Here is a 23,204-nt window from a genome sequence, read left to right as displayed (position 1 = left end):
CTATCCTCTGCGCCTCAGGATTTTTATTAATCGACGTTAGAAGGTTTGACGCAAGCCTCTATTGGCGACTTGGAAGCGACACCCGGCACTTCTCGCACCAGCTTCGGCACCAAATAACCTGGCAAGCGCCGGCGCAATTGCTCAACGATTTCCACTGCCACACTATCACTCACTTCGAAGTGGGCCGCACCGTTGACCCTGTCCAACTGATGCAGGTAATAGGGCAACACACTCGCATCAAACAGGGTTTCGCTGAGGGCTTCCAGGGCTTCGCAGCTATCATTGACGCCGCGCAGCAACACCGCTTGATTTAGCAGAGTCACTCCCGCTTCGCGTAACCTGAGCAGGGCCCCACGCACCTCAGCATCAATTTCGTTAGCGTGATTGCAGTGCAAAACCAGCACTGGCTTCAGGCGCGACTGGCTGAACCAGGACAGCATCTCATCAGTAATGCGGCTAGGCGCCACAATGGGTACACGACTGTGCACGCGCAATTTATTTAGATGGGGGATCTGTGCCAGCTCACCGGCGAGCCAACCGAGTTGGCGATCATTCAATACCAGTGGATCACCACCGCTCAAAATCACCTCGCGCAACTCTGTGTGTGTGCGCACATAATCAAGCGCTGCAGACCACTGTTTGCGATTCAAATGATTATCGCCATAGGGAAATTCCCGGCGAAAGCAGTAACGACAATTTACCGCGCACTGTCCCGCCGCAATAAACAGCAGGCGACCGTGATATTTATGTACCACCCCCGGCAGTGGATTCGCCTCAGCTTCTTTTAGCGGGTCTGCACTATAACCCGCTACTACTTCCAACTCTGCAGCGCCGGGCAAAACCTGCAACAACAGCGGATCATTTGGGTCGGCAGGGCGTATACGGCGGAGAAACGGGCGCGGTACCCGCAAAGCAAACTTGTCATTGGCCCGTTGCGCCCAAGGCATCTGCGCCGGGTCGAGCTGCAGCAACCGGATCAACTCTTCAGGATCAGTGATCAAGTCTGAAAGTTCATCCTGCCAGCGGCGGGCTTCGGAGATGTCGATCATTTCGCTGTCGACGGCTGGGGATTTCGCCATAGGAATACGCACGGAAGGGAGCAACACTAAAAGAAGCCATTGTACCAGAAGCTGCCCCCAGCACAGACGCTCCAGGTATTCGGCCTACCAAGCCTGATAGCGGTACCCAAAAGGCGGAAAACTGCCGATCAAAGTTACCGAGCCAAAACCAATAAAACCACACAGTCACAATGGCTTTAAAGCCAATTAATATCGGGTTCAGTCAGGCCCACACTCTGAATTTCAGTAACAAGGAGTGTAAACCAAGCCTGTGCCAAATATTTTTTTTCTCACAATTATTCAACTTTGTCACATAAACAACGAAAAAAAATCGACAAAAAAATAAACGCCACACTGATCTTTAGATTAGAAAATCTCAATATCGCCCTTTCAACATAGGCGCACAGCCTGCGCTGCAAGCGAAGTAACGACTTCACTACCACCAAGGTAAAAAATCACTCCGAATCAATAAAAGTTGTTACTAACAAAAAAATAACTACCAGCATAAAAATATTACTACTCATACAAATTTCCTTAGGAAAATCTTCACAATTCCCCCATTCACAACAGGGTTAATACGGTGTTAATTTAACCAAAGACAAAGCGATAACAACCTTGTCTTTCTTGAATTCAGTGCACTCGAATTTCAATAAAAAAATAAACCGGACATCTTCCTCGTCCAATAAAAATGGAATTACATAAAGGAATAATTCGATGGAAATGCAGCTTGAGTTACTTGAGGCAAATAAAGATTTACTGATTGAGCAAACTCGTGCTCACCCATTCCTCAAGCGCTGCCGCGATGGCTCTATAACCATGGAAGAGCTGAAAATTTTCCTGGTCCAACAGGGAATTTACAGCAGCTACTTCGTGCGTTACCTGTGTGCGATGATGGCCAACCTCCCCAGTAATCAAGAAGTACATGAGCTGGCTGAAAACCTGATGGAAGAACTGGGTTTGGAACCCGACAGCCCCAAGCCCCACGCTGAGATTTACCGCGAGACTCTCGAGCATTTTGGTCTGAGCTTGGAAAATGCAGAAATTCTGCCGGGCACCCAGCACCTGATCGACACTATGTTCCAACACTGCCGCGACCTGCGTGCCAGCTCGGGACTGGGCGCACTATGCCTGGGCGCAGAGGCACTGGTACCGGACCTTTATAGCGATATCGTAGCCGGCTTCCGCGCCCGCGGCGTGGCAGACGAACAGTTAACTTTCTTTCTGCTGCATATCGAATGCGACGACGGCCATGCTGAAACCATCCGCGATATTATGGTCGATATCGGCAGTAAAGATGCCTCCCAGCTTGATGTCATGCTCGATGCGGGACGCCGTCTGGTGCAGGCCCGCCAACAGTTCTTCGATTCTATCGAAACTGCCTACCGCACCTCGAACCAGAGTCAGCCCCAAGCGATCCCCGCCTAAACCGTGTTTGCCCGGCCATTTATTGTGGCTGGGCACAATACAGGGATGTATTTACCACAGTGAAACCACTGTGCTTGCTATAAAAAATTAAAAAGATTGAACGGCACTTTCCCAGAGTTCCACCGCGCACGGCGACCGGTGAACATTCTGTGCCGTAAATATTGGAGTTAAAAATGGCTGAAACACTATCAATGAATAAAAGCGAGCTGATTGAGCGCGCCAGCGAATCCATGAAGCAGCATCTAGGCGTGCCCGATTGGACTCTGCGTGAAAAACTTGCGCTCACCTGCCGTATTCTTTTTGCCCACGGACACGACTCCGGTCTGGCCGGACAGATCACTGCCCGAGCAGAAACACCAGGAAATTATTACACCCAGCGCCTGGGCCTGGGCTTTGATGAAATTACCGCGTCCAATTTGCTGGAAGTGAACGAAGATCTCGAAGTCCTTTCCGGCGACGGCATGGCCAACCCTGCCAACCGCTTCCATACTTGGATTTACCGTGCACGTCCGGATGTTAAGTGCATAGTGCACAGCCATCCAATTCATATCTCTGCACTGTCCATGCTGGAGCGCCCACTGAAAATTTCCCACATGGACGCCTGCATGCTGTACGACGACATCGCCTTCCTCAAGGAGTGGCCAGGCGTGCCGGTGGGCAACAGCGAGGGCGAGTTGATTGCTGAAGCGATCGGTGACAAGCGCGCTATTCTGCTCGCCCATCACGGCCTGATCATTGCCTGTCGCTCCGTCGAGGAAGCCTGCTCCATGGCCCTCCAGTGCGAGCGCGCCGCCCAGTTGCAAATGCTGGCGGAGTCCTCTGGCACCATTCAGGATATAAAACCGGAACTCGGCCGCGAAGCCCACGACTGGATCCTGCAGGAAAAACGCAGTCAGGCTACCTTCGCTTACTATGCCAGACGCCTGCTGCGAGATATCGACAAAAGCAGCGATAATCCGCTTGGCTAATACACAGCCACCGCTACTTTTTTCAGTCCGCGGGCCCAACACCTGCGGGCTCGCAAGCAGCTCCAGCCAAGATCTGTACAAGCGGCCATAACAACTCTTCAAATCGCCGCACGGAGTCGTTCAAGCCGCCGCCCTCCTGTATAATCTCGCCCCAACATTTCAGGGCCGCAGGTAAAGTCTCTGCGCCGCGGCCTAACGAGTCGCCTGCAGCTACCATTTTTGGCGGGAGCGCACGGGATTCCCAGGGCTGGAGCGGGCCGCGGCCGGGCTTTTGTGAGGGGAAAACTCGTTAAAAATCATAGAGATACATGACTTATAAGGGCTCTAATTGCTATGGCTAATTACTCTACCAACGAATTCAAGGGCGGCCTCAAGGTAATGCTCGACGGCGATCCCTGCTCGATTGTAGAAAACGAGTTCGTCAAACCTGGCAAGGGCCAGGCATTCAACCGCGTTAAACTGCGCAACCTGAAAACCGGCCGAGTTTGGGAGCGCACCTTCCGCTCCGGCGAAAGCTTGGAAGGCGCAGATGTTATGGACCGCGAGATGGAATACCTCTACAACGATGGAGAGTTCTTCCACTTTATGGAGCCCGAAACCTTCGAACAGCACCAGGCCAGCACCGACGCAGTGGGCGACGCATCCAAATGGCTGAAAGAGCAGGATATCTGCACTGTAACCCTGTACAACGGTTCTCCGCTGGCAGTCACTCCGCCCAACCACGTCATTCTGGAAATCACTGACACCGATCCCGGCCTGCGCGGCGATACCGCCCAGGGCGGCACCAAGCCGGCTACCCTGGCTACCGGCGCTGTGGTTAAAGTGCCGTTGTTCCTGGAAATCGGCGAGACCATCAAAGTAGATACCCGCACCGGTGAATACCTGGGCCGCGCCAAAGAAGATTAATTTCCCACCTCTCGCGGGCGGCCACCGGCCGTCCGCCGCCTGAGCCAATCCCATGACCTCTAACCTCTGGCGTCCTAGCGCCACCATTGAAGCCCTGCGCCATCGCGCCGCGTTACTGGCTGAAATTCGCCAATTTTTTACTGTCCGCAAGGTGCTGGAAACCGAAGTGCCAGTGCTTTCACGCCGCGCTACCAGCGACCCACATATCGATTCCATTCCCACCCAATGCGGTGGTGACAACGCCTACCTAGCCACCAGCCCAGAGTTTGGGCTGAAGCGCTTGCTGGCCGCCGGTTTCGGCGACTGCTACTACCTGGGCAAGGCGTTTCGCCAAGGTGAAGCAGGCAGCCGCCACAACCCGGAATTCACCATGTTGGAATGGTATCGCTGCGGCTGGGATGATCGACGCCTGATGGACGAAGTGGCCGATCTACTAAGCGAAGTACTAGAAATCCAACAAGTGCAGTTACTCAGCTATCGGGAGTTGTTCCAGCGCGAATTACAGCTGGACCCCCATAACGCCAGCGATAGTGACTTACACCGCTGTGTCGAGCAGGAGATGGACCTGGCCTTCAGCCCCGCTGATCGCAGCGAATGTCTGGACTTGCTGATGAGCCATCGCCTGGAGCCCACCATGGGTGAGGGTATTACGCTGCTGTACGACTTCCCCGCAGACCAAGCGGCGCTTGCCAAGGTGCTTCCCGACGAAGGTGGCACCCCAGTGGCAAGGCGCTTCGAAGCCTATGTGGGCGGACTGGAGCTAGCCAACGGTTATTGGGAATTGACCGATAGTGCGGAACAGCTGCGCCGTTTCCAAGTGGACCATGCCTATCGCCAAAAGCACGGCCTCAATCTCTATCCCTATGAGGAGCGATTAGTGGAGGCATTGCGGGCGGGGATGCCGGAGTGTGCCGGTGTGGCACTTGGTGTGGATCGTTTATTGATGTTGGCCGGTGGTTACAAAACCATCGAAGAAGTGATCGCCTTTCCTATTGAACGCGCTTGACCCTCGTTAGACTCTATAGAACAACAAACTGATCAGCCCCCTCAAGGCGTGTAAACATAGCGCGCCACCTCGCCCACAGCAAAAAAGCCGCAATCCAATGGCAACTGCTGACGTTCCGCAGGTACCAGCGCCACTAGACTGCGGTGATGACTGCTCTGAGCCTGCTCCAGCAGATAGTGAAACAGAGCCCGACCAATCCCCTGCCCTCGGTAGTCTTGCAGAGTCACCAGATCGTAGAGTCCCAGAGCATCAGCGGAGGCAAACAGGCAGCCCGCCGCCACCGGAGTATCCTGCAACCGTGCCAAAAAGAACCTGAGCCGCGCTCGGCGCTGTTCGGGAATCTCCGCCAGTGCCGTGTAAAATTTTTTTAGCTCCGCGGCTTCCAGGGCACTGCCGCACTCCGCCGCCTGTACTTCTGCATATTCGGGCAGAGCCTCTTTTTTTACCGGGGACAACACCAACCCATCCACTTTCTGTGCGGCCCCCTGCACTGCCAGGCGTTCAATCTCTGCGGCCATCGCCACCTGCGATTGCTTGCGCTGTAATCCCAGCTGCGCCAGAGCCTCGTCATCGAGCGGCTTGGAGGCGCTGTGCCACAAGGTAAATGCGCTGTGGCGCTCGGCAAAATAGTCCAGCGCGAAGCGCTGCAGTATGCGTGGCTGCATCACTGTATTGGAAACCGCCTGGTTGAGGCGGCCCGATAAAAGACCAGTATCACTGCGCACAATACCGGTGATCTCTTTGGTGTGATTGGGATTGAGCAAAGCCGCGCAATAACTGGCGTGAGCCTCTAGATTGCGGCAGACAAGGTTTTTGGCGCTGAGACTGTATTTCATGGGTACAAGGATAGTTCCGTTTATCCAACTCCCTAAAGAACGAAAAACCCCGCACAAGGCGGGGTTGCGATCACTACTTTTCCACTTGCGAAAGCGCACACTGATCCATAGACATTGCCGGCTGGGCACAAGTCGCCGGCCCCACCACTTTGGCCGGCACACCGGCCACCAGGGTTTTTGCCGGTACCGGCTTTAAGACCACACTGCCAGAGGCCACCTGGGCGCATTCGCCCACTTCAATATTGCCCAGTACCTTGCTGCCGGCGCCAATCAAAACCCCACAGCGAATCTTGGGGTGGCGGTCGCCACTCTCCTTACCGGTCCCCCCCAGGGTTACCGACTGCATGATGGAAACATTGTCCTCCACTACCGCAGTCTCACCAATCACAATACCGGTAGCGTGGTCCAGCAGGATACCCTCCCCCACTTTTGCCGCGGGGTGAATATCCACACTGAACACCACCGAGACCCGGTGCTGTAAAAACATGGCCAACGAACGGCGCTGCTGCCGCCACAACCAATGCGCCACCCGGTGCACCTGCAGGGCGTGAAACCCTTTGAAGTAGAGGAAGGGCTCGTGCATGGAATTGCAGGCGGAATCCCGTAGATAAGTGGCATTCAGATCCGCGCGCGCCGCACGACCTATTTCCGGGTCGGCCGCCAGGGCTTCATCGATCACCTCGCGGATCAGCAATGCCGGCGCCACGGCATTGTCCAACTTGTTGGCCAGGTGAAAACTGAGGGCCGCCTCCAGGGAGCTGTGATTGAGAATAGTGGCGTGCAGAAAACTGGCCAGGATCGGTTCGCGTTCGACCTGCTGTGCCACTTCGATGCGAATTCGCTCCCATAGTAAATCCGAATTTGTCTCGGTGCATGAGGCATTCACAGTGGACTCTTCCATATCAAACCGCTCCCAGTGTCAGAGGTGGCTCCAGTAGTGCCGATTGCTGCTCGCGCAGTGCCAGTATATGTTCCGCCCAATAACGAGGCGTGTTAAACCAGGGAAATGCCTGGGGAAAAGCCGGATCCTGCCAGCGGCGCGCCAGCCAGGCAGCGTGGTGCATCTGGCGCAAACAGCGCAATGGTTCCACCAGCTGCAACTGCTGGGGATCAAAACTATAGAAGGTTTCATAACCTTCGAGTACCGCATCAAGGTAGGCGGTTTGCTCGGCGCGATTGCCAGAGATCAGCATCCAGATATCCTGGATGGCCGGGCCCATCAGGCAGTCATCCAGATCCACAAACCAGGGCGTCTCATCGCGCCACAGGAAGTTACCACTGTGACAGTCACCGTGCAGACGCAGTAAGTCCCAATCGCGCTCAAACAACGGGGCGACCTGTTCAATAATATGCCCGGTTACCGAGGCGTAGGCCTCACGGTTTTCCCGCGGTAAAAAATCACCGCCCAGGATAAATTCGCGGCTATCAACGGCAAAGTGCTTTAGAGTCAGAGTCGGGCGATGAATAAAGGGCTTAGCGCCACCCACTGCGTGGATACGCCCGAGCATAGTGCCCACCTGCTCCAGATGATCGAAATTATCCAGCTCCAGCTGGCGCCCCCCGCGGCGGGGAAACAAGGCAAAGCGAAAGCCTGCCGACTCCAGCAGGGTATGCCCATCAAACTGCATCGGCGCCACCACCGGAATCTCCGCTTCGGCCAATTCCAGAGTGAAACGATGCTCTTCCTGAATCTGCTCATCACTCCAGCGGCCGGGGCGGTAAAATTTGGCGATCAATGGCTCCGCGCCCTCAATGCCCACTTGGTAGACCCGGTTTTCATAACTGTTTAAGGGAAAAATGCGCGCATCGGAAATCAGCCCGGTGCTCTCGACACAGTCAATCACCACGTCCGGCGTAAGGGCTTCATAGGGATGGTGGCTCTGGGTCATAGCGGGTACCAACTGAATATCGGTTGGCTATGCTAACGCGCTCGCGGGGGCGGGGACAAACACAGAATAGCCCCGCAGCTTTAGCGACACCCAAAGAGGCTGCAGAAGGGGAAGTGGCGTGCAATAGCACTAACCAGAACCACTCTCTGAATTGCAGTGACTAACCGCCACTTGACCGCTGTTGCTGCAATAGCTGAACCATTTGGTCACGACCAAAGACCTCGGCAAAATCCTCTGCCGAATGGCCGGCCCTATTGACCTGTTGCGAATCACAGTCCTGCTTTAACAAGGTTCTTGCCAAGGCAAACTCACCACGAAAAATTGCCGCCATCAACGCGGTATTGCCGCGACGATCCTGTGCACAGGCGTCCGCACCCCTTTGCAACAAATAATCCACAGCTTCCCTGCGGCCGTTATAGGTGGCAATCATCAGTGCCGTATAGCCTTTTGAATTGCGGGTATTTAGGGGAAATCCGGCTTGCGAGAATTCACGCAGCACCTCGGTATCACCAATCCTGGCAGCGGCAAAAAAATACTGGGAGAGTTCGGTAAAGTCAGAGTCATTTTTTTCCGGCTCCACTGCCTGAGCCATTAGAGTTAGCCCCTGGGCGAGAAAGACGATTGCAAATAGAATTGATCTCATGAGTTCACCTAAACATTTTGGTGGGCGGCAACTGCCGCCCACCAATGGGTCAATATTACTGGGCCAGTTTTTTCACTCGGCTCAGGTTGCCACCAACCGCTTTGGTCAGGCGCTGGCCATAGTCTTTATCGGCGTGGTAGAAATAGCTCAGCATAATGTGTTTGGTGTTGTCATCGCGCACCTTACCCAGATCACCAGCTAGGTTTTCGATCAGGTTCTGACGCTCTTTCAAACTCAAGCTGCGATAGAAAACACCGGCCTGGGCAAATGGCAGTTTCTTCTCAATCGCCTTTTGCTGGGTACTGCCAGTGAGCAGCTTATTGCTGTACAGGCCTTTGGAATCTTCGCTGCGGGCATCAATACGGCTCGGCTGATAGTTCACATCGGAAGTCTGCTGCCCGTAATTTGCGGCTCCATCTTGGTTCCAGTTATTCACTACTGCGCGGGGACGATTGATCGGCAGCTGCTGATGATTCGCTCCCAAGCGATACATTTGAGTATCGGAGTAGGAGAAAACACGGCCCTGCAGCAGACGGTCTTCAGACGGTTCAATGCCGGGCACAATATTGGCTGGCGCAAATGCGGCTTGCTCAGTTTCCTGGAAAAAATTAGTGGGCACACGGTTGAGCGTCATGGTGCCGACTTTGGTTTCCTCCACATCCAGCCACATTTTAGTCGCGTCGAGTGGGTTGTAATTAAAGCCATCAAGCTGAGAAGGTTTCAGTACCTTGATATACAAATCCCACTGGGGGTATTCGCCTTTCTCAATGGCCGCGTACATATCTCGCGTCGCATGACTGAAATCTTTCGACTGGATTTCCGCCGCTTCCTCCGCACTTAGGTTTTTAATACCCTGGCGGGTTTTCCAGTGGAATTTCACATAATGTACTTCGCCCTTATCATTGATAAGTTTATAGGCGTGCACACCCCAACCATCCATTTGACGCAAGTTTGCCGGGGTGCCGTAGTCAGAATAAACCCAGCTGAGCATATGGGTGGCTTCTGGTACATGGCTAAAGAAATCGAAAAAGCGATTCGGATCCTGCTGATTAGTTACCGGAGAGGGTTTCAGGGAATGCACCATATCCGGAAATTTAATCGCATCGCGAATAAAAAATACCGGCAGATTATTGCCTACGAGATCCCAGTTGCCCTCATCGGTATAAAACTTGGTGGCGAAGCCACGGGGATCGCGCAGAGTTTCCGGCGAGCCTTTGGAATGAATTACGGTTGAGAAGCGCACGAAAACTGGTGTCTTGCTACCGGGCTCAAATACCACCGCTCGGGTCAGGTCACCAATATCCTTTGTAGCGACAAATTCACCGTGTACTCCTGTGCCGCGCGCATGTACAACCCGCTCTGGAATACGCTCGCGGGCAAAGCGCTGTAATTTCTGGATCAGGTGCACATCCTGCAGCAAATTCCCACCATTTTCTCCCGCAGTTTGTGAGTTCTGATTGTCACCTATCGGTGCGCCATTATCGCGAGTTAATGTCTCAGCATTGGCACCGCCTATCAGGCCGATAGTTAATGCAAATAAAGGAAGATATTTCATCGGCAAGTCCGTCCCTAAAATTGTTTCTATTACAGGGACAGAGCTTATAAGCGAGTATATTTAGTGGGAAATTAGACCTTATTATCGTTCTTATAGTTGGGATTAATAAGCTGCACTGACTATAAAATTCCCCCTCAAGTTTTATCACTTTTTTTAAAGTGACGCTTTGGCATCAGATACCAAAGCACAATTGCCACAAAAAAAAGCGCAGGAATATCTCCCAACAAATTCGCTCGCTCAGTGCGATCGTACAGTGCCTGAAACAGCATAATCGTAGCATGCACCAGGCTGGACCAAACGGTAAACCAAATTAGGCTGGCATTGGCTGCGGGATCTTTTGCCGCGCGAATTAGAAAAACACCCAAAGTTGCATAGATTCCCATAATCATCTGCTCATATTCCGGCTGCCGTGGGGTCCACCCCCACCCAGATGGCCAAACCCACATCATCATCGGATAAATAGCAAATATAAAGATCAGACCTACAACTACCAGTGCAATAGGTAGGTACTTGGCGCGGACTGCATCATCCATAACAGAGTCTCTAATTTATTAGATAAGCAACTACCTGAATTATTCCTGCAAATCGCCGGGCAAATGACAAACCACCTCAAGATTGTTGCCATCCGGGTCTAATACATAGGCTGCGTAGTAATCCGGGTGATACTCTTCATAGATATCCGGTACACCATTATCGGTACCACCCGCTGCCAATGCGGCTCGATAGAAATCACGCACCACCTCACGTTCCTCGGCCCGAAAGGCAATATGAAGCTGAGAGCTGCTGACTTCCTCGCCGCGAATCCAAAATTCCGGCTTATCCGCCCAACCAAAACCAGCTGAATTATCAAACTCCATCACCAGTTCATACCCCAAACACGCCAGGGCCTGGCGATAAAATTCACGGGAGCGAGTAAAATCTTCGACCGGTATTCTGATGTGATCCAACATGGATTTACTTTCCCTTTCTTAGGCTGGCTTCACCGCCAATCTGCAAGATAGTCCAGGGAAGGGAGTTAGACCTTGCTTGGAATGGAATCGTGACGGGCTTTACTGCGTGAAAAGAACCATTACAGTGTCGAGGCTGATGACAACCCAGCAAATTCTGTCGCCAAGTTGCCATGCCAAAATTTGAGGGGTCGGGTTAAGGAGTGATATACCAGTGATACAACCCATATGCTGCCACACCAAATCCAAAGATAAGCTGGCCGACCAAAAGTACTCGATAGGCAAAGGTGTAACGCGCAATTTCCCCACGGCGGATAGCGTCATTGGAAAAAATTCTGGCCTCTTCGGGATACTGTTGCTCGAGATTTTGCAGGGCGGGTACCGCTAACCTAAGTAGCTCGCGGCTGCGTACATCCATCAACCAAAATACCGTTACCAGGATCATCACAAAACCACCGAGCAGGGCCAATATAAGCGGGTGAAAATTTTTCTCCACCGCAGTAAAAATCCCACCCTCCACAAACATGGTCAGTAAAACAAAAAAATTAAAAACCTTGAGGCGCTGGTCAGCTGCAAAGCGATAGTGCTCACAAAGGTACTTTACCTGCTCCAAACTCTTTCTCCTTGAGTCAATTTACTGGCCTTGAACCACCGCGCGATGGCACTGATAAGAGCAAAAAAGCCGGGCGATGCCCGGCTTTTCTACAGTCCCCAACAGCCGCGCCGCCAGGGAATAGTACTTGCGCTAAATTCAGGTCAGCGATTTTCGCGATGTGCCAGTAGATCGTCAACTACTGCAGGGTCCGCCAGGGTGGAGGTATCTCCAAGGTTATCCAACTCATTACAGGCTATCTTACGCAGAATACGCCGCATAATTTTTCCCGAGCGGGTTTTAGGCAGGCCCGGCGCCCATTGAATAACATCCGGCTTGGCAATAGGCCCTATCTCCGTGGAGCAGAGCTCAATTAACGCCTGCCGCAAGGCTTCACTGGGTTCCCGCCCTGATTTCAGAGTAACAAACGCATAGATACCCTGCCCCTTAATATCATGCGGATAACCTACCACCGCGGCCTCTGCGGTGTCCGGGTGCAACACCAGGGCACTCTCGATCTCAGCGGTGCCTAGGCGGTGGCCGGAAACATTCAACACATCGTCGATACGCCCAGTGATCCAGTAGTAACCATCCACATCCCTGCGCGCACCATCGCCAGTAAAGTAATAACCGGGATAAGTGGAAAAGTAGGTATCGATCATACGTTGACGATCGCCATATACTCCGCGAATCATTGAGGGCCAGCTTTTTTTAATCGCCAGAGCGCCTTCTCCCGCACCTTCGATTTCTTTGCCGTCCCCATCCAACAACACCGGCTGCACACCAAAGAAAGGCTTTGTGGCGGAACCCGGTTTAAGCGCCATAGCACCGGGTAGCGGTGTGATCATATGAGCGCCGGTTTCCGTCTGCCACCAGGTATCCACAATAGGACAGCGCTCATCACCGACCACCTTGTAATACCACTCCCAGGCCTCTGGATTAATTGGCTCACCCACTGTCCCCAATAGTCGCAGGGAGCTGCGTTCTGTACTGGTGACAAATGCATCCCCCGCTCCCATTAGTGCACGGATCGCTGTAGGCGCAGTGTAAAAGCTGTTGACCTGATGTTTATCTACAACCTGCCAAAAACGTGAGGCATCCGGATAGGTGGGCACGCCTTCAAACATTAACGTGGTGGCTCCTGCAGCCAGGGGACCGTAAACGATATAGCTGTGTCCGGTAATCCAACCGACATCCGCGGTGCACCAGAAAACCTCACCCTCCCGGTAATCAAATACATATTTGAAAGTCATGCTGGCCATCAGCAAATAACCAGCGGTGGTATGTAGCACCCCTTTTGGTTTGCCGGTGGAACCGGAGGTATAGAGGATGAACAGCGGATCTTCAGCGCTGACGACTTCTGGTGCACAGTCGCCATCCATTTCTGCGATGGCATCCGCATACCAGATATCCCGTTTACTATCCCAGTCCACTGGGGCGCCGATATGCTTTACCACAATGGCCGTATGTACGCTGGGGCACTCAGACAGGGCCTGATCTACATTAGCCTTGAGGGGAATATGCTTACCCCCTCGAATCGCTTCATCGGCGGTAATCACCAAGCGACAATCAGAGTCGAGTATGCGATCCCTTAGCGAAACCGGCGAGAAACCGCCAAACACCACCGAATGCACCGCACCAATACGGGCACAGGCGAGCATGGCATAGGCCGCCTCGGGAATCATGGGCATATAAATGCAAACCCGATCCCCTTTCTTCACTCCACGAGATTTCAACAAGTTCGCCAGGCGGCACACATTGTCATACAGAGTGCGATAGGTAATCGCCACACTATCCGCCGGGTCGTCTCCCTCCCACAAAATGGCGGTTTGCTCACTGCGGCTAGCTAAGTGTCTGTCGATGCAATTCACCGTGACATTGAGTTGACCATCGGCAAACCAAGCCGTATGCCCTCGGTGCATATCCTCCTCCAGCACCTGGGTAAAAGATTTTTCCCACTGCAGAAAATCCTTGGCCTGCTGAGCCCAGAATGCCTCTGGATCTTGCACCGATTGTCGATACATTTTTTCGTAGTCTTCAGCGCCAATCAGAGCATTGGCAGCAAACTTTGCAGGTATGGGGCGGGTATGCACATCTGACATCATCTTCTCCCTTATTATTAGCCTGGCACTTTGGCATAGAGAAATCTGAATTTATTGGGTCTTATTCGGCTCACTTTATAGCATTGCCTGGGTGAAACAATCCCCCCACCGCTGGCAGAGCTGAAAAGTAGGAAACATTCACACGGTACAAGATAATTCGTCCATTCCTCACCCACTGGGGACGGCTAAAACAACAAGGGGCCAGAAGGTTGACTAACAACAGAAAATTATCGATTAAGCCCTGGGCAATTTACCGGATATTAAATCCAGATATTATTATCCGCGGTCAGTTCACCTCCGGCATCACCAGTATTCACAACGCCTCTGGGCTCAACCAGTAAAATCTCGCACTCCTGTTCAGCCCTTGGCTTGTGCTCCACGCCTTTGGGCACCACAGCCATCTCCCCAGGACCCAAACAGATAGTATTATCGCGAAACTCAATTTCCATTTGTCCTGAGACAACGATAAAAACCTCATCCGTATCGGGATGATCATGCCAGGTAAACTCTCCTTGTATCTTTACCAGCTTGAACTGGTAATCATTCATCTCCGCGATGACCTTAGGAGACCAATGGTCCGAGAACTTTGCTAGCTTTTCTCTAAAATTAATGACTTTATAGCGCATTTCTAATCCTTTCCTCCTAAGCAAGAAAGCACTTATTAATTAAAACTATATCGAACGTGAGGTCTCAACTAAGTCTCTGAGGCTTCCAACAGTATGCTGACTAAAAACCAACACCCCCGATTCACTTAGACGGGCAGCCACTATTCCAATTCCTTTTTTCTTCACTCCTGAAAAACTGCCATCGTAAATAAAATTCGAACCACAGGATGGGCTGTTTTCTGTAAGCACCGCAAACTTGATATCCTGATTTCGACACAAGCGCAGGGCTACGTCGGCTCCCCATATAAATTGATCTGTCAGATCCTTATGATCAATTCCTATAACTCTGGCCGTGCCCGCTAAAACCTCAGCACCACTACCGCCGAAAATCTCTGCCGGAGCCCTGGGTATAGGCAATCCGGCTGCAACTTCCGGACACAGAGGAACGACATCCTGGGTTTCTATAAGCCAATCAAAATCGCTGTTATGGACCTCAACATCACTACCGTTATAACGCACGGCACACCCCAGGAGACAAGAACTCACTAGTATTTTGGTCATATACACCTTCGGTCAAAATGGACACAATAGAAAATAATGCTTAAAGGTCACTTAGATTACACGAGCATAAAGGTTGCCCAGCAAGTAAATTAAGACAGAAAGTCGGAAAAGTAAGACAAATAAATCCAGGTTAAGCGAACGCCCCCAAACAAATCCATTAGAGAAATAAATCATGCTGCGCTCTATACTGATTTTGACTATCAGCCTGTTAACAATCCCTGTAGCTAATGCCAAACAATTGGCGATTACGCTTGACGATGCCCCCCGCAAAGCCGATGGCTACTTTGACGGACCAACTCGAGCAAAAACACTAATTGAGAACCTGGAAAAGCACAAAATTGGACAAGTAGCCTTCTTTGCCACCACGCAGTCACTGAATCAGGAAGGGCTAGAGAGAATAGGCACATACAACAAGGCTGGGCATACTATTGGCAATCACACCCATAGCCATCCCAACTTTCTTGAGACAGAGCTATCCGTCTATCAGTCGGATTTTTTACAAGCCCATCATATACTGCAACAATTTGACAATTTTAAACCCTATTTCCGCTTTCCCTACCTGCGCGAGGGAGAAACTATCGAAAAACGGGATGGCATGCGAAATCTATTACAGAAAAATAATTACCAAAATGCCTATATCACCTTAAATAATTACGACTGGTATATCGAAGAGCTTTTTCAAGCGGCAGTGAAAGTCGGGAAACCGGTTGATATGGAGAGACTCTCAAAGTTTTATGTCGACGTTCTTATGGCGAGTATTAATTACTACGAAGATATGGCGAGCAAATATCTTGGGCGTTCACCCAAGCACGTCCTACTGTTACACGAAATGGACATTACGGCGTTGTTTATTGGCGATTTAGCTCGTCGCCTGCAGCGGGAAGGCTGGGAAATAATTTCTTTGCAGGAGGCCTATCAAGATCCCATCGCCAAATACCAACTCGACCAACCGATTAAATACAATCCTGGCAGAATCGGCGAAATCGCCCTTGCTAAAGGGCAAAAGAAAAATCTCTGGCATTACACCCTGGATGAGTCCTACCTGGAAAAGAGGTTCAATCAGGAAGTGTTATTGATGTCTGATCACTAAATGGCAGGGATGCTACAGGGCACAAAGCCCTGTAACGGAGAGAATCAGGCTTCAACGAGCTGAACCGGAATGGTATTAGTGCTGCGCTCTACCTTGTTGCTTTCATCCAGATAGACCAGCTTGGGCTTGTGGCTATCGGCCTCTGCCTCTGTCATCTGGGCATAGGAAGCGATAATAATACGATCGCCAACTTGTACACGGCGGGCAGCGGCACCATTCATGGAGATAATACCGGAGCCGCGCTCGGCCAGAATCACATAGGTGTGAAAGCGCTCACCGTTGCTCACGTTGTAAATATCGATTTTTTCGAATTCGCGCAGACCGGCCAGCTCTACCAGATCTTCATCAATTGCGCAGGAGCCGTCATACCAGAGTTCGGCCTGGGTCACCGCGGCCATATGCAGTTTGCACTTCAACATTTCAATTTGCATGGTTGGATGCCCCTCAGAGTTCCAGGGATACGTTGTCGATCAGGCGCGCGGCACTGGTATACATCGCCCCCAGAATCGTAATTTGTTTATCGTCATCAGCTGCCGGCTGTAAGTCCTTGCTGTAACAGATGGAGAAATAGTCGACGCGGAAGCCAGTGTCTTCGATACGCTGGCGCGCCTCTTTTTCCAGGTCGGCAAAGTCCCGGCGCCCACCCACGATTTCATCTTTAACCCAATTCAGCGACTGGTTGAGCACCGCCACTTTGGGGCGCTCATCGGCAGTGATATAGCCATTGCGCGAGCTCAGAGCCAGACCGTCGCTCTCGCGGTGTACCGGCGCAGCAATGATTTCCACCGGAATACACAGGTCCTCGGCCATACGACGAATCACCGCCAATTGCTGGAAGTCCTTGATGCCAAATACGGCCTTGTCCGGCTGCACAATATTAAACAGCTTGGAGACTACCGTCGTCACCCCTTCAAAGTGACCGGGGCGACTCGCGCCACAAAGCACATCGGTCATGGCCGGGCAAACCACGCGGGTCTGCTGGTCCATACCGTTGGGATAAATCTCGTTCTCATCCGGGTGGAACAGGAAATCGCACTCGGCTTCGCGCAACCGGGCCATATCCCGCTCCATAGTGCGCGGATATTTGTCCCAATCCTCATTCAGGCCAAACTGCAGGCGGTTGACGAAGATCGATACCACTACTAGGTCGCAGTGCTGCTGGGCCAACTTGACCAGCTCGATATGGGCGTCATGCAGATTGCCCATGGTGGGCACGAAGCCCACGGTCTTGCCGTCTGCTCGGGCTTGGGCCAGCGCCTCGCGCAGGCTGGCTACGTGGTGGAAGACTTGCATCTCTCTACCGCTCACTATGTATCAGCGCGGCATCATACTCGCTGAGACGAGGCGTCTCAACTTAGCAAAAGTGCCGCTATCCCCAGGTTTTTCCCACGACATCTCTGATAGCTCACAGACTACTGTCTAGGTCATATCAGCCGGATTCCAAGTCACTTACAAATTATCCCACCACACCTCCCCCGCCTCAGATTATCGAGCAGAGTTCAGGAAGTGTTCATACCCGCCAGGGCAAACTGCCCGCCAAGATCCACAAACGACTTTAAACGACATCAAAGAGCCATCCGTGCTCGGGAGCGCTGCCATGAGACACCTCACTACTGCCATCGCCGCCGCGGGCCTATTGCTCCTGGCAACCCCTGCCATATCCGAAGTACATAGGGGACACCAGCGGGCAATGGACCAGGATCACCACGGACAGGGAAGAGCCCATCGCGAGCAGCGTCACATGGAACGCGACAGACATCATAATCGCAAGCACGAGAGAGAACATCGTAGAGAAGAGCGCAGACAGCGCAAGGAAGCACGCAGAGAGCGTAGAGAGGAGCGCAGACATCGCCGAGAAGTCCGCCACGCATACAAAGATGGTTACTCCGATGGCTATAGCCGCGGCCACCGCACAGGCCACCGGCACGAGCACCGCGCGGTGCACAGACCCCATTATCGCCGTGGCCACCATGGGCATCGTCCTCGCTGGCGCCCAGCACATTACGGCTACGGCTACAGCTGGCGCCACCTACCGCAAAATTTTGTCAGTATCAGCATCGGCGCCACCGGCTTCTACTATAGCGAAGGTATTTTCTACCGCCCGGCTTCTCACGGCTATGTGGTAACCCGCCCGCCCCACGGCGCCATCGTGCATAGCTTACCGGCCTCGGCCCTGACAGTGGTTGTCGGTGGTTACAACTACTACGTAGCCTACGACACCTATTACCGCTGGGATGACCGACGACGCGGCTACCGCGTTGTGCCCAATCCCGGACTGTTTTAACCGCCCTATTCCATCCCCCCAAGCTTCAGCGGTCTTCGGACCGCTTTTTTATTTCGCGGCTAAATTTCCACAACAATTCCTCATCGTAAAGCGCGCTGAAGCCAGAAAAAAACCGAATAAATATTTAGTTTTTTACAGGGAAAAAAATCAACGTTTTTTTATCTATAGTTATTGCTTTCCAGCACTGCTGGGCCCAAGATTCGCGCCCGCCACAGATCAACGGAAAGGCGCCATGAAACAGCAACAAGTAAAAAACTGGACCTGCGACGATTCTGCCGAACTTTACGGCATCCGCAACTGGGGCGCCGGCTATTTTGATTTAAATGAAGACGGTGAAGTTTCGGTCCTGGTCGAGGGTCCCAACGGGGAATCCCAAAGTGTCTCTCTGATGGAGATCGCCCGCGGCGCCACCGAGCGCGGCCTGGGCATGCCCTTACTACTGCGCATTGAAAACCTGCTCGATGCACAGATCGCCCGCATTAATGAATCCTTTGCCCGCGCCATCGAAGATTGCGGCTACGGCAATGTTTTTCGTGGGGTCTTCCCGATCAAAGTCAACCAGCAATGCCAGGTGATCGAGGAGATCGCCAGCGCCGGCCGCCGTTTTAACCACGGCCTGGAGGCTGGCAGCAAGGCGGAGCTGATCGCTGCACTGTCCATTTTGGACAACACCGAATCTCTGATCATCTGTAACGGCTACAAGGACGAGGAATTTATCAACCTCGGCCTGCAGGCGCAGCGTCTGGGTGTACAGATTTTCTTCGTGGTAGAAACGCCCTCGGAAGTGGAAACCATCATCCGCTGCGCAGAGCGCGAGCAGGTGCGCCCCAATATCGGCGCACGGGTGAAACTCGCCTCCAAGGTGGGCGGCTACTGGAACGCCACCAGTGGCGACCGCAGCATTTTCGGCCTGGGCAGTAACGACCTGATTGCCATGGTCGACCAGCTGCGCAGCCACAATATGCTCGACTGCCTCAAGCTGCTGCACTACCACCTGGGCTCGCAGGTACCGAATATTCGCGATATTCGCACCGGAGTGTTGGAAGCTTGCCGCTATTACGCCGATCTGGTGGAAGAAGGCGCTCCCATGGGCTATCTGGACTTGGGCGGTGGCTTGGCGGTGGACTACGACGGCACCAAGACCAACTACACCCACTCCAAGAACTATTCCCTCGACGAGTATTGCGTGGATGTCGTGGAAGCCATTATGGGGACTCTCGACAGTGAAGGGGTTGCCCACCCGGTGATTATCACCGAGTCCGGCCGCGCTACCGTGGCCTACTCCTCCGTGCTTTTGTTCGATGTGCTCGACACCACCCGCTTCGAACCGGTGGAACTGGAGCACACCAAGATCAGCGATGGCGACCACCAGATGTTGCTCAATCTGCAGGATGCGGTGAGTAGTATCACCCCCAAAAACCTGCAGGAGAGCTACAACGACGCCCTTTATTATCGCGACGAAGTGCGCTCCCTGTACCTGCACGGCCAGGTGAGCCTGCGCGAGCGCGCCAATGCGGAGAACCTGTTCCTGCAGGGTGCCCAGGAGATTCGCGCACTCCTCGACGAAGCCGAAGTAATACCCGCTGACCTGCAGGCCCTGCCAGAGGTGCTGTCGGATATCTACTACGCCAATGTGAGCGTCTTCCAGTCGATCCCGGATATGTGGGCCATCGACCAGGTATTCCCGCTACTGCCGATCCATCGCCTGGATGAGGCGCCGACCCGCTCGGGTATCATCGCCGACATCACTTGCGACTGCGACGGTAAGATCGACCGCTTTATCGGTCGCGAGAAGGAGCAGAAAACCCTGCCCCTGCACGAACTGAAAGACGGCGAGGACTATATCCTCGGCACCTTCCTGGTGGGGGCCTACCAGGAAACTCTGGGCGATTTGCACAACCTGTTTGGCGATACCAACGTGGTGAGTGTGCGTATCCAGGAGGACGGCAGTATCGACTTCAGCCATGAGATTCACGGCGACAGTATTTCCGACGTGCTGAGTTACGTAGAATATCAACCCAAAGAACTGTTCGAGCGTTTCCGCCGCCTGGCGGAGCGCGCTGTGAAACAGGGGTTGATCACCGCAGCCCAGCGCAAGCAGATTCTGCATACCTATACCGCCAGCATGAGCGGTTACACCTACTTCGAAAAGTAAGTTTAAAAAATAAGGCGGTAAGCCTTTAAGAAGATAGCGGCGGCCAACGTCGCAGACTAAGGAGATCTTTATGGCCAACGTACTGATCATCGGCGCCGGCGGCGTCGGCCAGGTAGTTGCGCACAAGTGCGCACAAGTTCCTGAAGTATTTGAAAACATCACCCTCGCCAGTCGCACCAAGAGCAAGTGCGACAAGATCGCGGAGATGTTGCCACGGAAAATTGATACCGCCGAAGTCGATGCGGATAACGTACCCGAACTGGTCAAGCTGATCGAAAAAGTGAAGCCGGACATGATCATCAATGTGGCCCTGCCCTACCAGGACCTGCACATCATGGATGCCTGCCTGGAAACCGGCGTGCACTACCTGGACACCGCCAATTACGAGCCGCCGGAAGAGGCCAAGTTCGAGTACAAGTGGCAGTGGGCCTACCAGGAGAAGTTCGAGAAAGCCGGTCTGATGGCCCTGCTGGGCAGCGGTTTTGACCCCGGTGTGACCAGCGTATTTACCGCCTACGCCAAGAAGCATCACTTCGATCGTATCCACACCTTGGATATTCTCGACTGCAACGCCGGCGACCACGGCCTGCCTTTCGCCACCAACTTCAACCCGGAAATCAATATCCGCGAGATTACCGCCAACGGCCGCTATTGGGAAAATGGCCAGTGGATAACCACCAAGCCGATGGAAGAGAAGCGTGTCTTCAATTTCCCCGAAGGCATCGGCGACAAAGACATCTACCTGCTGTACCACGAAGAGCTGGAATCCCTGTCCAAGCACTTCCCGGAAATCGAGCGCGCGCGCTTCTGGATGACTTTTGGTGAAAGCTACCTGAAGCATCTCGAAGTACTGCAAAACGTCGGTATGACCGGCATCGAACCGGTGCAATTCCAAGGCCAGGAAATTGTGCCCATTCAGTTCCTCAAGGCGATGCTGCCAGACCCCGCCAGCCTGGGCCCGCTGACCAAAGGCAAGACCTGCATCGGCAACATTATCCGCGGCAGCAAAGACGGCGAAGAGAAGATCTACTACGTCTACAACACCTGCGATCACCAGGATTGCTACAAAGAGGTACAGTCCCAGGCCATCTCCTACACCACTGGAGTACCGGCAATGATCGGCGCCAAGATGATGCTGGAAGGTAAGTGGATGAAGCCCGGCGTGTGGAACATGGAGCAGATGGACCCGGACCCCTTTATGGACGACCTGAACAAGTACGGCCTGCCCTGGCAGGAAACCTGGCTGGATAAGCCCTTCCAGTAATTCCGCACTTTTCCATACCCTTCGGGATGGGCCCAGGCGCCCATCCCGCGCAGCAGGATAAAGAAGCTCCCTATGGATCTCACTCCCCGCCTAGACTACTTCGGACACTTTGACCCCTACCGTGTACCCTCTCCCTGTTTCGTGGTCGATGAAATCGCCTTGCGCGACAACCTGGCACTACTGGCCGATGTGCAGAAACGCAGTGGCGCCAAAGTATTGGCCGCATTGAAAGCGTTCTCCATGTTCAGCACCGGTCCAATTGTTGCTGAATACCTGTCGGGCACCTGTGCCAGTGGCCTGTTTGAGGCGAAACTCGGCTTTGAAGAGTACGGCGGGCGCGACCAGGGCAAGGAAGTCCATGTTTTCAGTGCCGGCTATAAAGAAGATGAACTACGCGAAATTCTGCAGTTCGCCCACCACGTGATCTTCAACTCCTTTTCCCAGTGGAAACGCTACCGGGAACTGTGCCTGGATATGCAGAAGCAGCGCCCGGAACTGCGCTTTGGCCTGCGTATTAACCCAGAGCACTCCGAAGGCCACACCGACCTCTACGACCCCTGTGCGCCCTGCTCACGGCTCGGTATCGTGCGTTCACTGTTTGACGATGAGTCGCTGGAGGGCATTAGCGGCCTGCACTTCCACACCTTGTGCGAACAGGACTTTAAACCGCTGGAGCGCACCATCGCTGCCGTGGAAGAGAAATTTGGCGACCTAATCCCGCAGATGGAGTGGATCAATTTTGGCGGTGGCCACCATATCACCCGCCGCGATTACCAGGTCGACGAGCTGATTGCCGCCGTGCGCAATTTTTCTGAAAAATATGATGTGCAGGTTTACCTGGAGCCCGGTGAGGCCATTTCCCTGTTCGCTGGTATCCTGGTGACAGAAGTGGTGGATACCGCCTGGAATGGTCAGAACCAGGCCATACTCGACGCCTCCGCCACCTGCCATATGCCGGATGTTCTGGAAATGCCCTACCGCCCGGGAATCACCGGTGCCGCTCGCCCCGGCGAGCTGCCCCACACCTACCGCCTGGGCGGGCAGAGCTGTCTGGCCGGGGACAGCATTGGCGAATACAGCTTCCACAACCCCCTCAAGGTAGGGGAGCGCTTGGTATTCGAGGAGATGGCCTACTACACCATGGTGAAAACCAACACCTTCAATGGCATCCCCCTGCCCTCCATCGCCCTGTGGAACTCAGAGACCGACGACCTGAAAATCATCAAGAGCTTCGGTTACGACGACTTCAAAGAGCGCCTCTCCTGATAGCCCCAACAAGATAGTGATGCGGCGGGCAGTACAATCCCCGCCGCCAGAG

Annotated in this window: 23 protein-coding genes; 9 read left to right on the top strand and 14 right to left on the bottom strand. The window is 53.3% G+C overall.

Going from position 1 to position 23,204, the window contains the following annotated elements:
* Positions 1-26 precede the first annotated feature (26 nt).
* Positions 27-1,079: an EF-P beta-lysylation protein EpmB gene (gene epmB, locus ACJJJA_RS02815; RefSeq protein ID WP_444883567.1), complete on the bottom strand. Its 1,053-nt coding sequence runs from the start codon at positions 1,077-1,079 to the stop codon at positions 27-29.
* A 693-nt stretch (positions 1,080-1,772) separates the two neighbouring features.
* Here epmB and ACJJJA_RS02810 point away from each other — a divergent pair.
* The 4 genes from ACJJJA_RS02810 to epmA all read left to right on the top strand — a co-directional run bounded on the left by ACJJJA_RS02810 (position 1,773) and on the right by epmA (position 5,363).
* Positions 1,773-2,483, top strand: a complete 711-nt coding sequence (locus tag ACJJJA_RS02810; RefSeq protein WP_444883566.1) for an iron-containing redox enzyme family protein — start codon at positions 1,773-1,775, stop codon at positions 2,481-2,483.
* Positions 2,484-2,656: 173 nt separating this feature from the next.
* Positions 2,657-3,451 (top strand): aldolase, encoded by a 795-nt coding sequence (locus ACJJJA_RS02805; RefSeq protein WP_444883565.1) that lies wholly within the window; start codon positions 2,657-2,659, stop codon positions 3,449-3,451.
* A 333-nt stretch (positions 3,452-3,784) separates the two neighbouring features.
* The gene (efp, locus tag ACJJJA_RS02800) at positions 3,785-4,357 is read left to right on the top strand and encodes an elongation factor P (RefSeq protein WP_252084272.1); all 573 of its coding nucleotides are present in this window, start codon (positions 3,785-3,787) and stop codon (positions 4,355-4,357) included.
* 52 nt (positions 4,358-4,409) lie between these two features.
* Positions 4,410-5,363 (top strand): EF-P lysine aminoacylase EpmA, encoded by a 954-nt coding sequence (gene epmA, locus ACJJJA_RS02795; RefSeq protein WP_444887847.1) that lies wholly within the window; start codon positions 4,410-4,412, stop codon positions 5,361-5,363.
* A gap of 41 nt (positions 5,364-5,404) precedes the next feature.
* On the opposite strand, the gene ACJJJA_RS02790 is transcribed toward epmA, so the two are convergent.
* The 11 genes from ACJJJA_RS02790 to ACJJJA_RS02740 form a co-directional block, all read right to left on the bottom strand.
* Positions 5,405-6,199, bottom strand: coding sequence for a GNAT family N-acetyltransferase (locus ACJJJA_RS02790; protein WP_444887846.1), 795 nt, complete (start codon positions 6,197-6,199; stop codon positions 5,405-5,407).
* 73 nt (positions 6,200-6,272) lie between these two features.
* Entirely contained in the window at positions 6,273-7,100 is an 828-nt protein-coding gene (cysE, locus tag ACJJJA_RS02785) for a serine O-acetyltransferase (RefSeq protein WP_444887845.1), read from the bottom strand.
* A gap of 1 nt (position 7,101) precedes the next feature.
* Entirely contained in the window at positions 7,102-8,088 is a 987-nt protein-coding gene (locus tag ACJJJA_RS02780) for an SrkA family protein kinase (protein WP_444887844.1), read from the bottom strand.
* Between the two features lie 160 nt (positions 8,089-8,248).
* Positions 8,249-8,731 (bottom strand): ankyrin repeat domain-containing protein, encoded by a 483-nt coding sequence (locus tag ACJJJA_RS02775; protein ID WP_444883560.1) that lies wholly within the window; start codon positions 8,729-8,731, stop codon positions 8,249-8,251.
* A gap of 55 nt (positions 8,732-8,786) precedes the next feature.
* On the bottom strand, positions 8,787-10,286 hold the full coding sequence (locus ACJJJA_RS02770) for a catalase (RefSeq protein WP_444903687.1): 1,500 nt from the start codon (positions 10,284-10,286) through the stop codon (positions 8,787-8,789).
* Between the two features lie 134 nt (positions 10,287-10,420).
* Positions 10,421-10,819 (bottom strand): DUF6632 domain-containing protein, encoded by a 399-nt coding sequence (locus ACJJJA_RS02765; RefSeq protein ID WP_444903686.1) that lies wholly within the window; start codon positions 10,817-10,819, stop codon positions 10,421-10,423.
* A gap of 39 nt (positions 10,820-10,858) precedes the next feature.
* Complete coding sequence (locus tag ACJJJA_RS02760) at positions 10,859-11,236, bottom strand: VOC family protein (RefSeq protein ID WP_444887842.1); 378 nt, start codon at positions 11,234-11,236, stop codon at positions 10,859-10,861.
* Between the two features lie 193 nt (positions 11,237-11,429).
* Entirely contained in the window at positions 11,430-11,846 is a 417-nt protein-coding gene (locus ACJJJA_RS02755) for a RipA family octameric membrane protein (protein ID WP_444903685.1), read from the bottom strand.
* Positions 11,847-11,989: 143 nt separating this feature from the next.
* Complete coding sequence (acs, locus tag ACJJJA_RS02750) at positions 11,990-13,927, bottom strand: acetate--CoA ligase (RefSeq protein WP_444905281.1); 1,938 nt, start codon at positions 13,925-13,927, stop codon at positions 11,990-11,992.
* A 260-nt stretch (positions 13,928-14,187) separates the two neighbouring features.
* Complete coding sequence (locus ACJJJA_RS02745) at positions 14,188-14,553, bottom strand: cupin domain-containing protein (RefSeq protein WP_252084261.1); 366 nt, start codon at positions 14,551-14,553, stop codon at positions 14,188-14,190.
* Positions 14,554-14,598: 45 nt separating this feature from the next.
* A complete protein-coding gene (locus ACJJJA_RS02740) occupies positions 14,599-15,093 on the bottom strand; it encodes a 2-thiouracil desulfurase family protein (RefSeq protein ID WP_444903684.1) in 495 nt (164 codons plus the stop codon).
* 172 nt (positions 15,094-15,265) lie between these two features.
* Here ACJJJA_RS02740 and ACJJJA_RS02735 point away from each other — a divergent pair, with 172 nt between their 5' ends.
* The gene (locus ACJJJA_RS02735) at positions 15,266-16,183 is read left to right on the top strand and encodes a polysaccharide deacetylase family protein (protein WP_444903683.1); all 918 of its coding nucleotides are present in this window, start codon (positions 15,266-15,268) and stop codon (positions 16,181-16,183) included.
* A 44-nt stretch (positions 16,184-16,227) separates the two neighbouring features.
* Here the strand turns inward: ACJJJA_RS02735 and panD are convergent, their stop codons facing one another.
* Complete coding sequence (panD, locus tag ACJJJA_RS02730) at positions 16,228-16,614, bottom strand: aspartate 1-decarboxylase (protein WP_444903682.1); 387 nt, start codon at positions 16,612-16,614, stop codon at positions 16,228-16,230.
* Positions 16,615-16,627: 13 nt separating this feature from the next.
* The gene (gene panC, locus ACJJJA_RS02725; protein ID WP_444905280.1) at positions 16,628-17,476 is read right to left on the bottom strand and encodes a pantoate--beta-alanine ligase; all 849 of its coding nucleotides are present in this window, start codon (positions 17,474-17,476) and stop codon (positions 16,628-16,630) included.
* Positions 17,477-17,780: 304 nt separating this feature from the next.
* Here panC and ACJJJA_RS02720 point away from each other — a divergent pair, with 304 nt between their 5' ends.
* The 4 genes from ACJJJA_RS02720 to nspC all read left to right on the top strand — a co-directional run bounded on the left by ACJJJA_RS02720 (position 17,781) and on the right by nspC (position 23,152).
* The gene (locus ACJJJA_RS02720; protein ID WP_444883554.1) at positions 17,781-18,467 is read left to right on the top strand and encodes a DUF6515 family protein; all 687 of its coding nucleotides are present in this window, start codon (positions 17,781-17,783) and stop codon (positions 18,465-18,467) included.
* Positions 18,468-18,699: 232 nt separating this feature from the next.
* Positions 18,700-20,622, top strand: coding sequence for a biosynthetic arginine decarboxylase (gene speA, locus ACJJJA_RS02715; RefSeq protein WP_444885946.1), 1,923 nt, complete (start codon positions 18,700-18,702; stop codon positions 20,620-20,622).
* A gap of 70 nt (positions 20,623-20,692) precedes the next feature.
* Positions 20,693-21,886: a saccharopine dehydrogenase family protein gene (locus ACJJJA_RS02710; RefSeq protein ID WP_444883553.1), complete on the top strand. Its 1,194-nt coding sequence runs from the start codon at positions 20,693-20,695 to the stop codon at positions 21,884-21,886.
* Positions 21,887-21,958: 72 nt separating this feature from the next.
* Positions 21,959-23,152, top strand: coding sequence for a carboxynorspermidine decarboxylase (gene nspC / locus ACJJJA_RS02705; protein ID WP_444899240.1), 1,194 nt, complete (start codon positions 21,959-21,961; stop codon positions 23,150-23,152).
* Positions 23,153-23,204: the final 52 nt, after the last annotated feature.

Source organism: Microbulbifer mixtoriginis (SeqCode) (genome assembly GCF_052466865.1).
The sequence above is the reverse complement of the archived record's forward strand: the minus strand, read 5'-3'. Positions and strand labels throughout refer to the sequence as shown.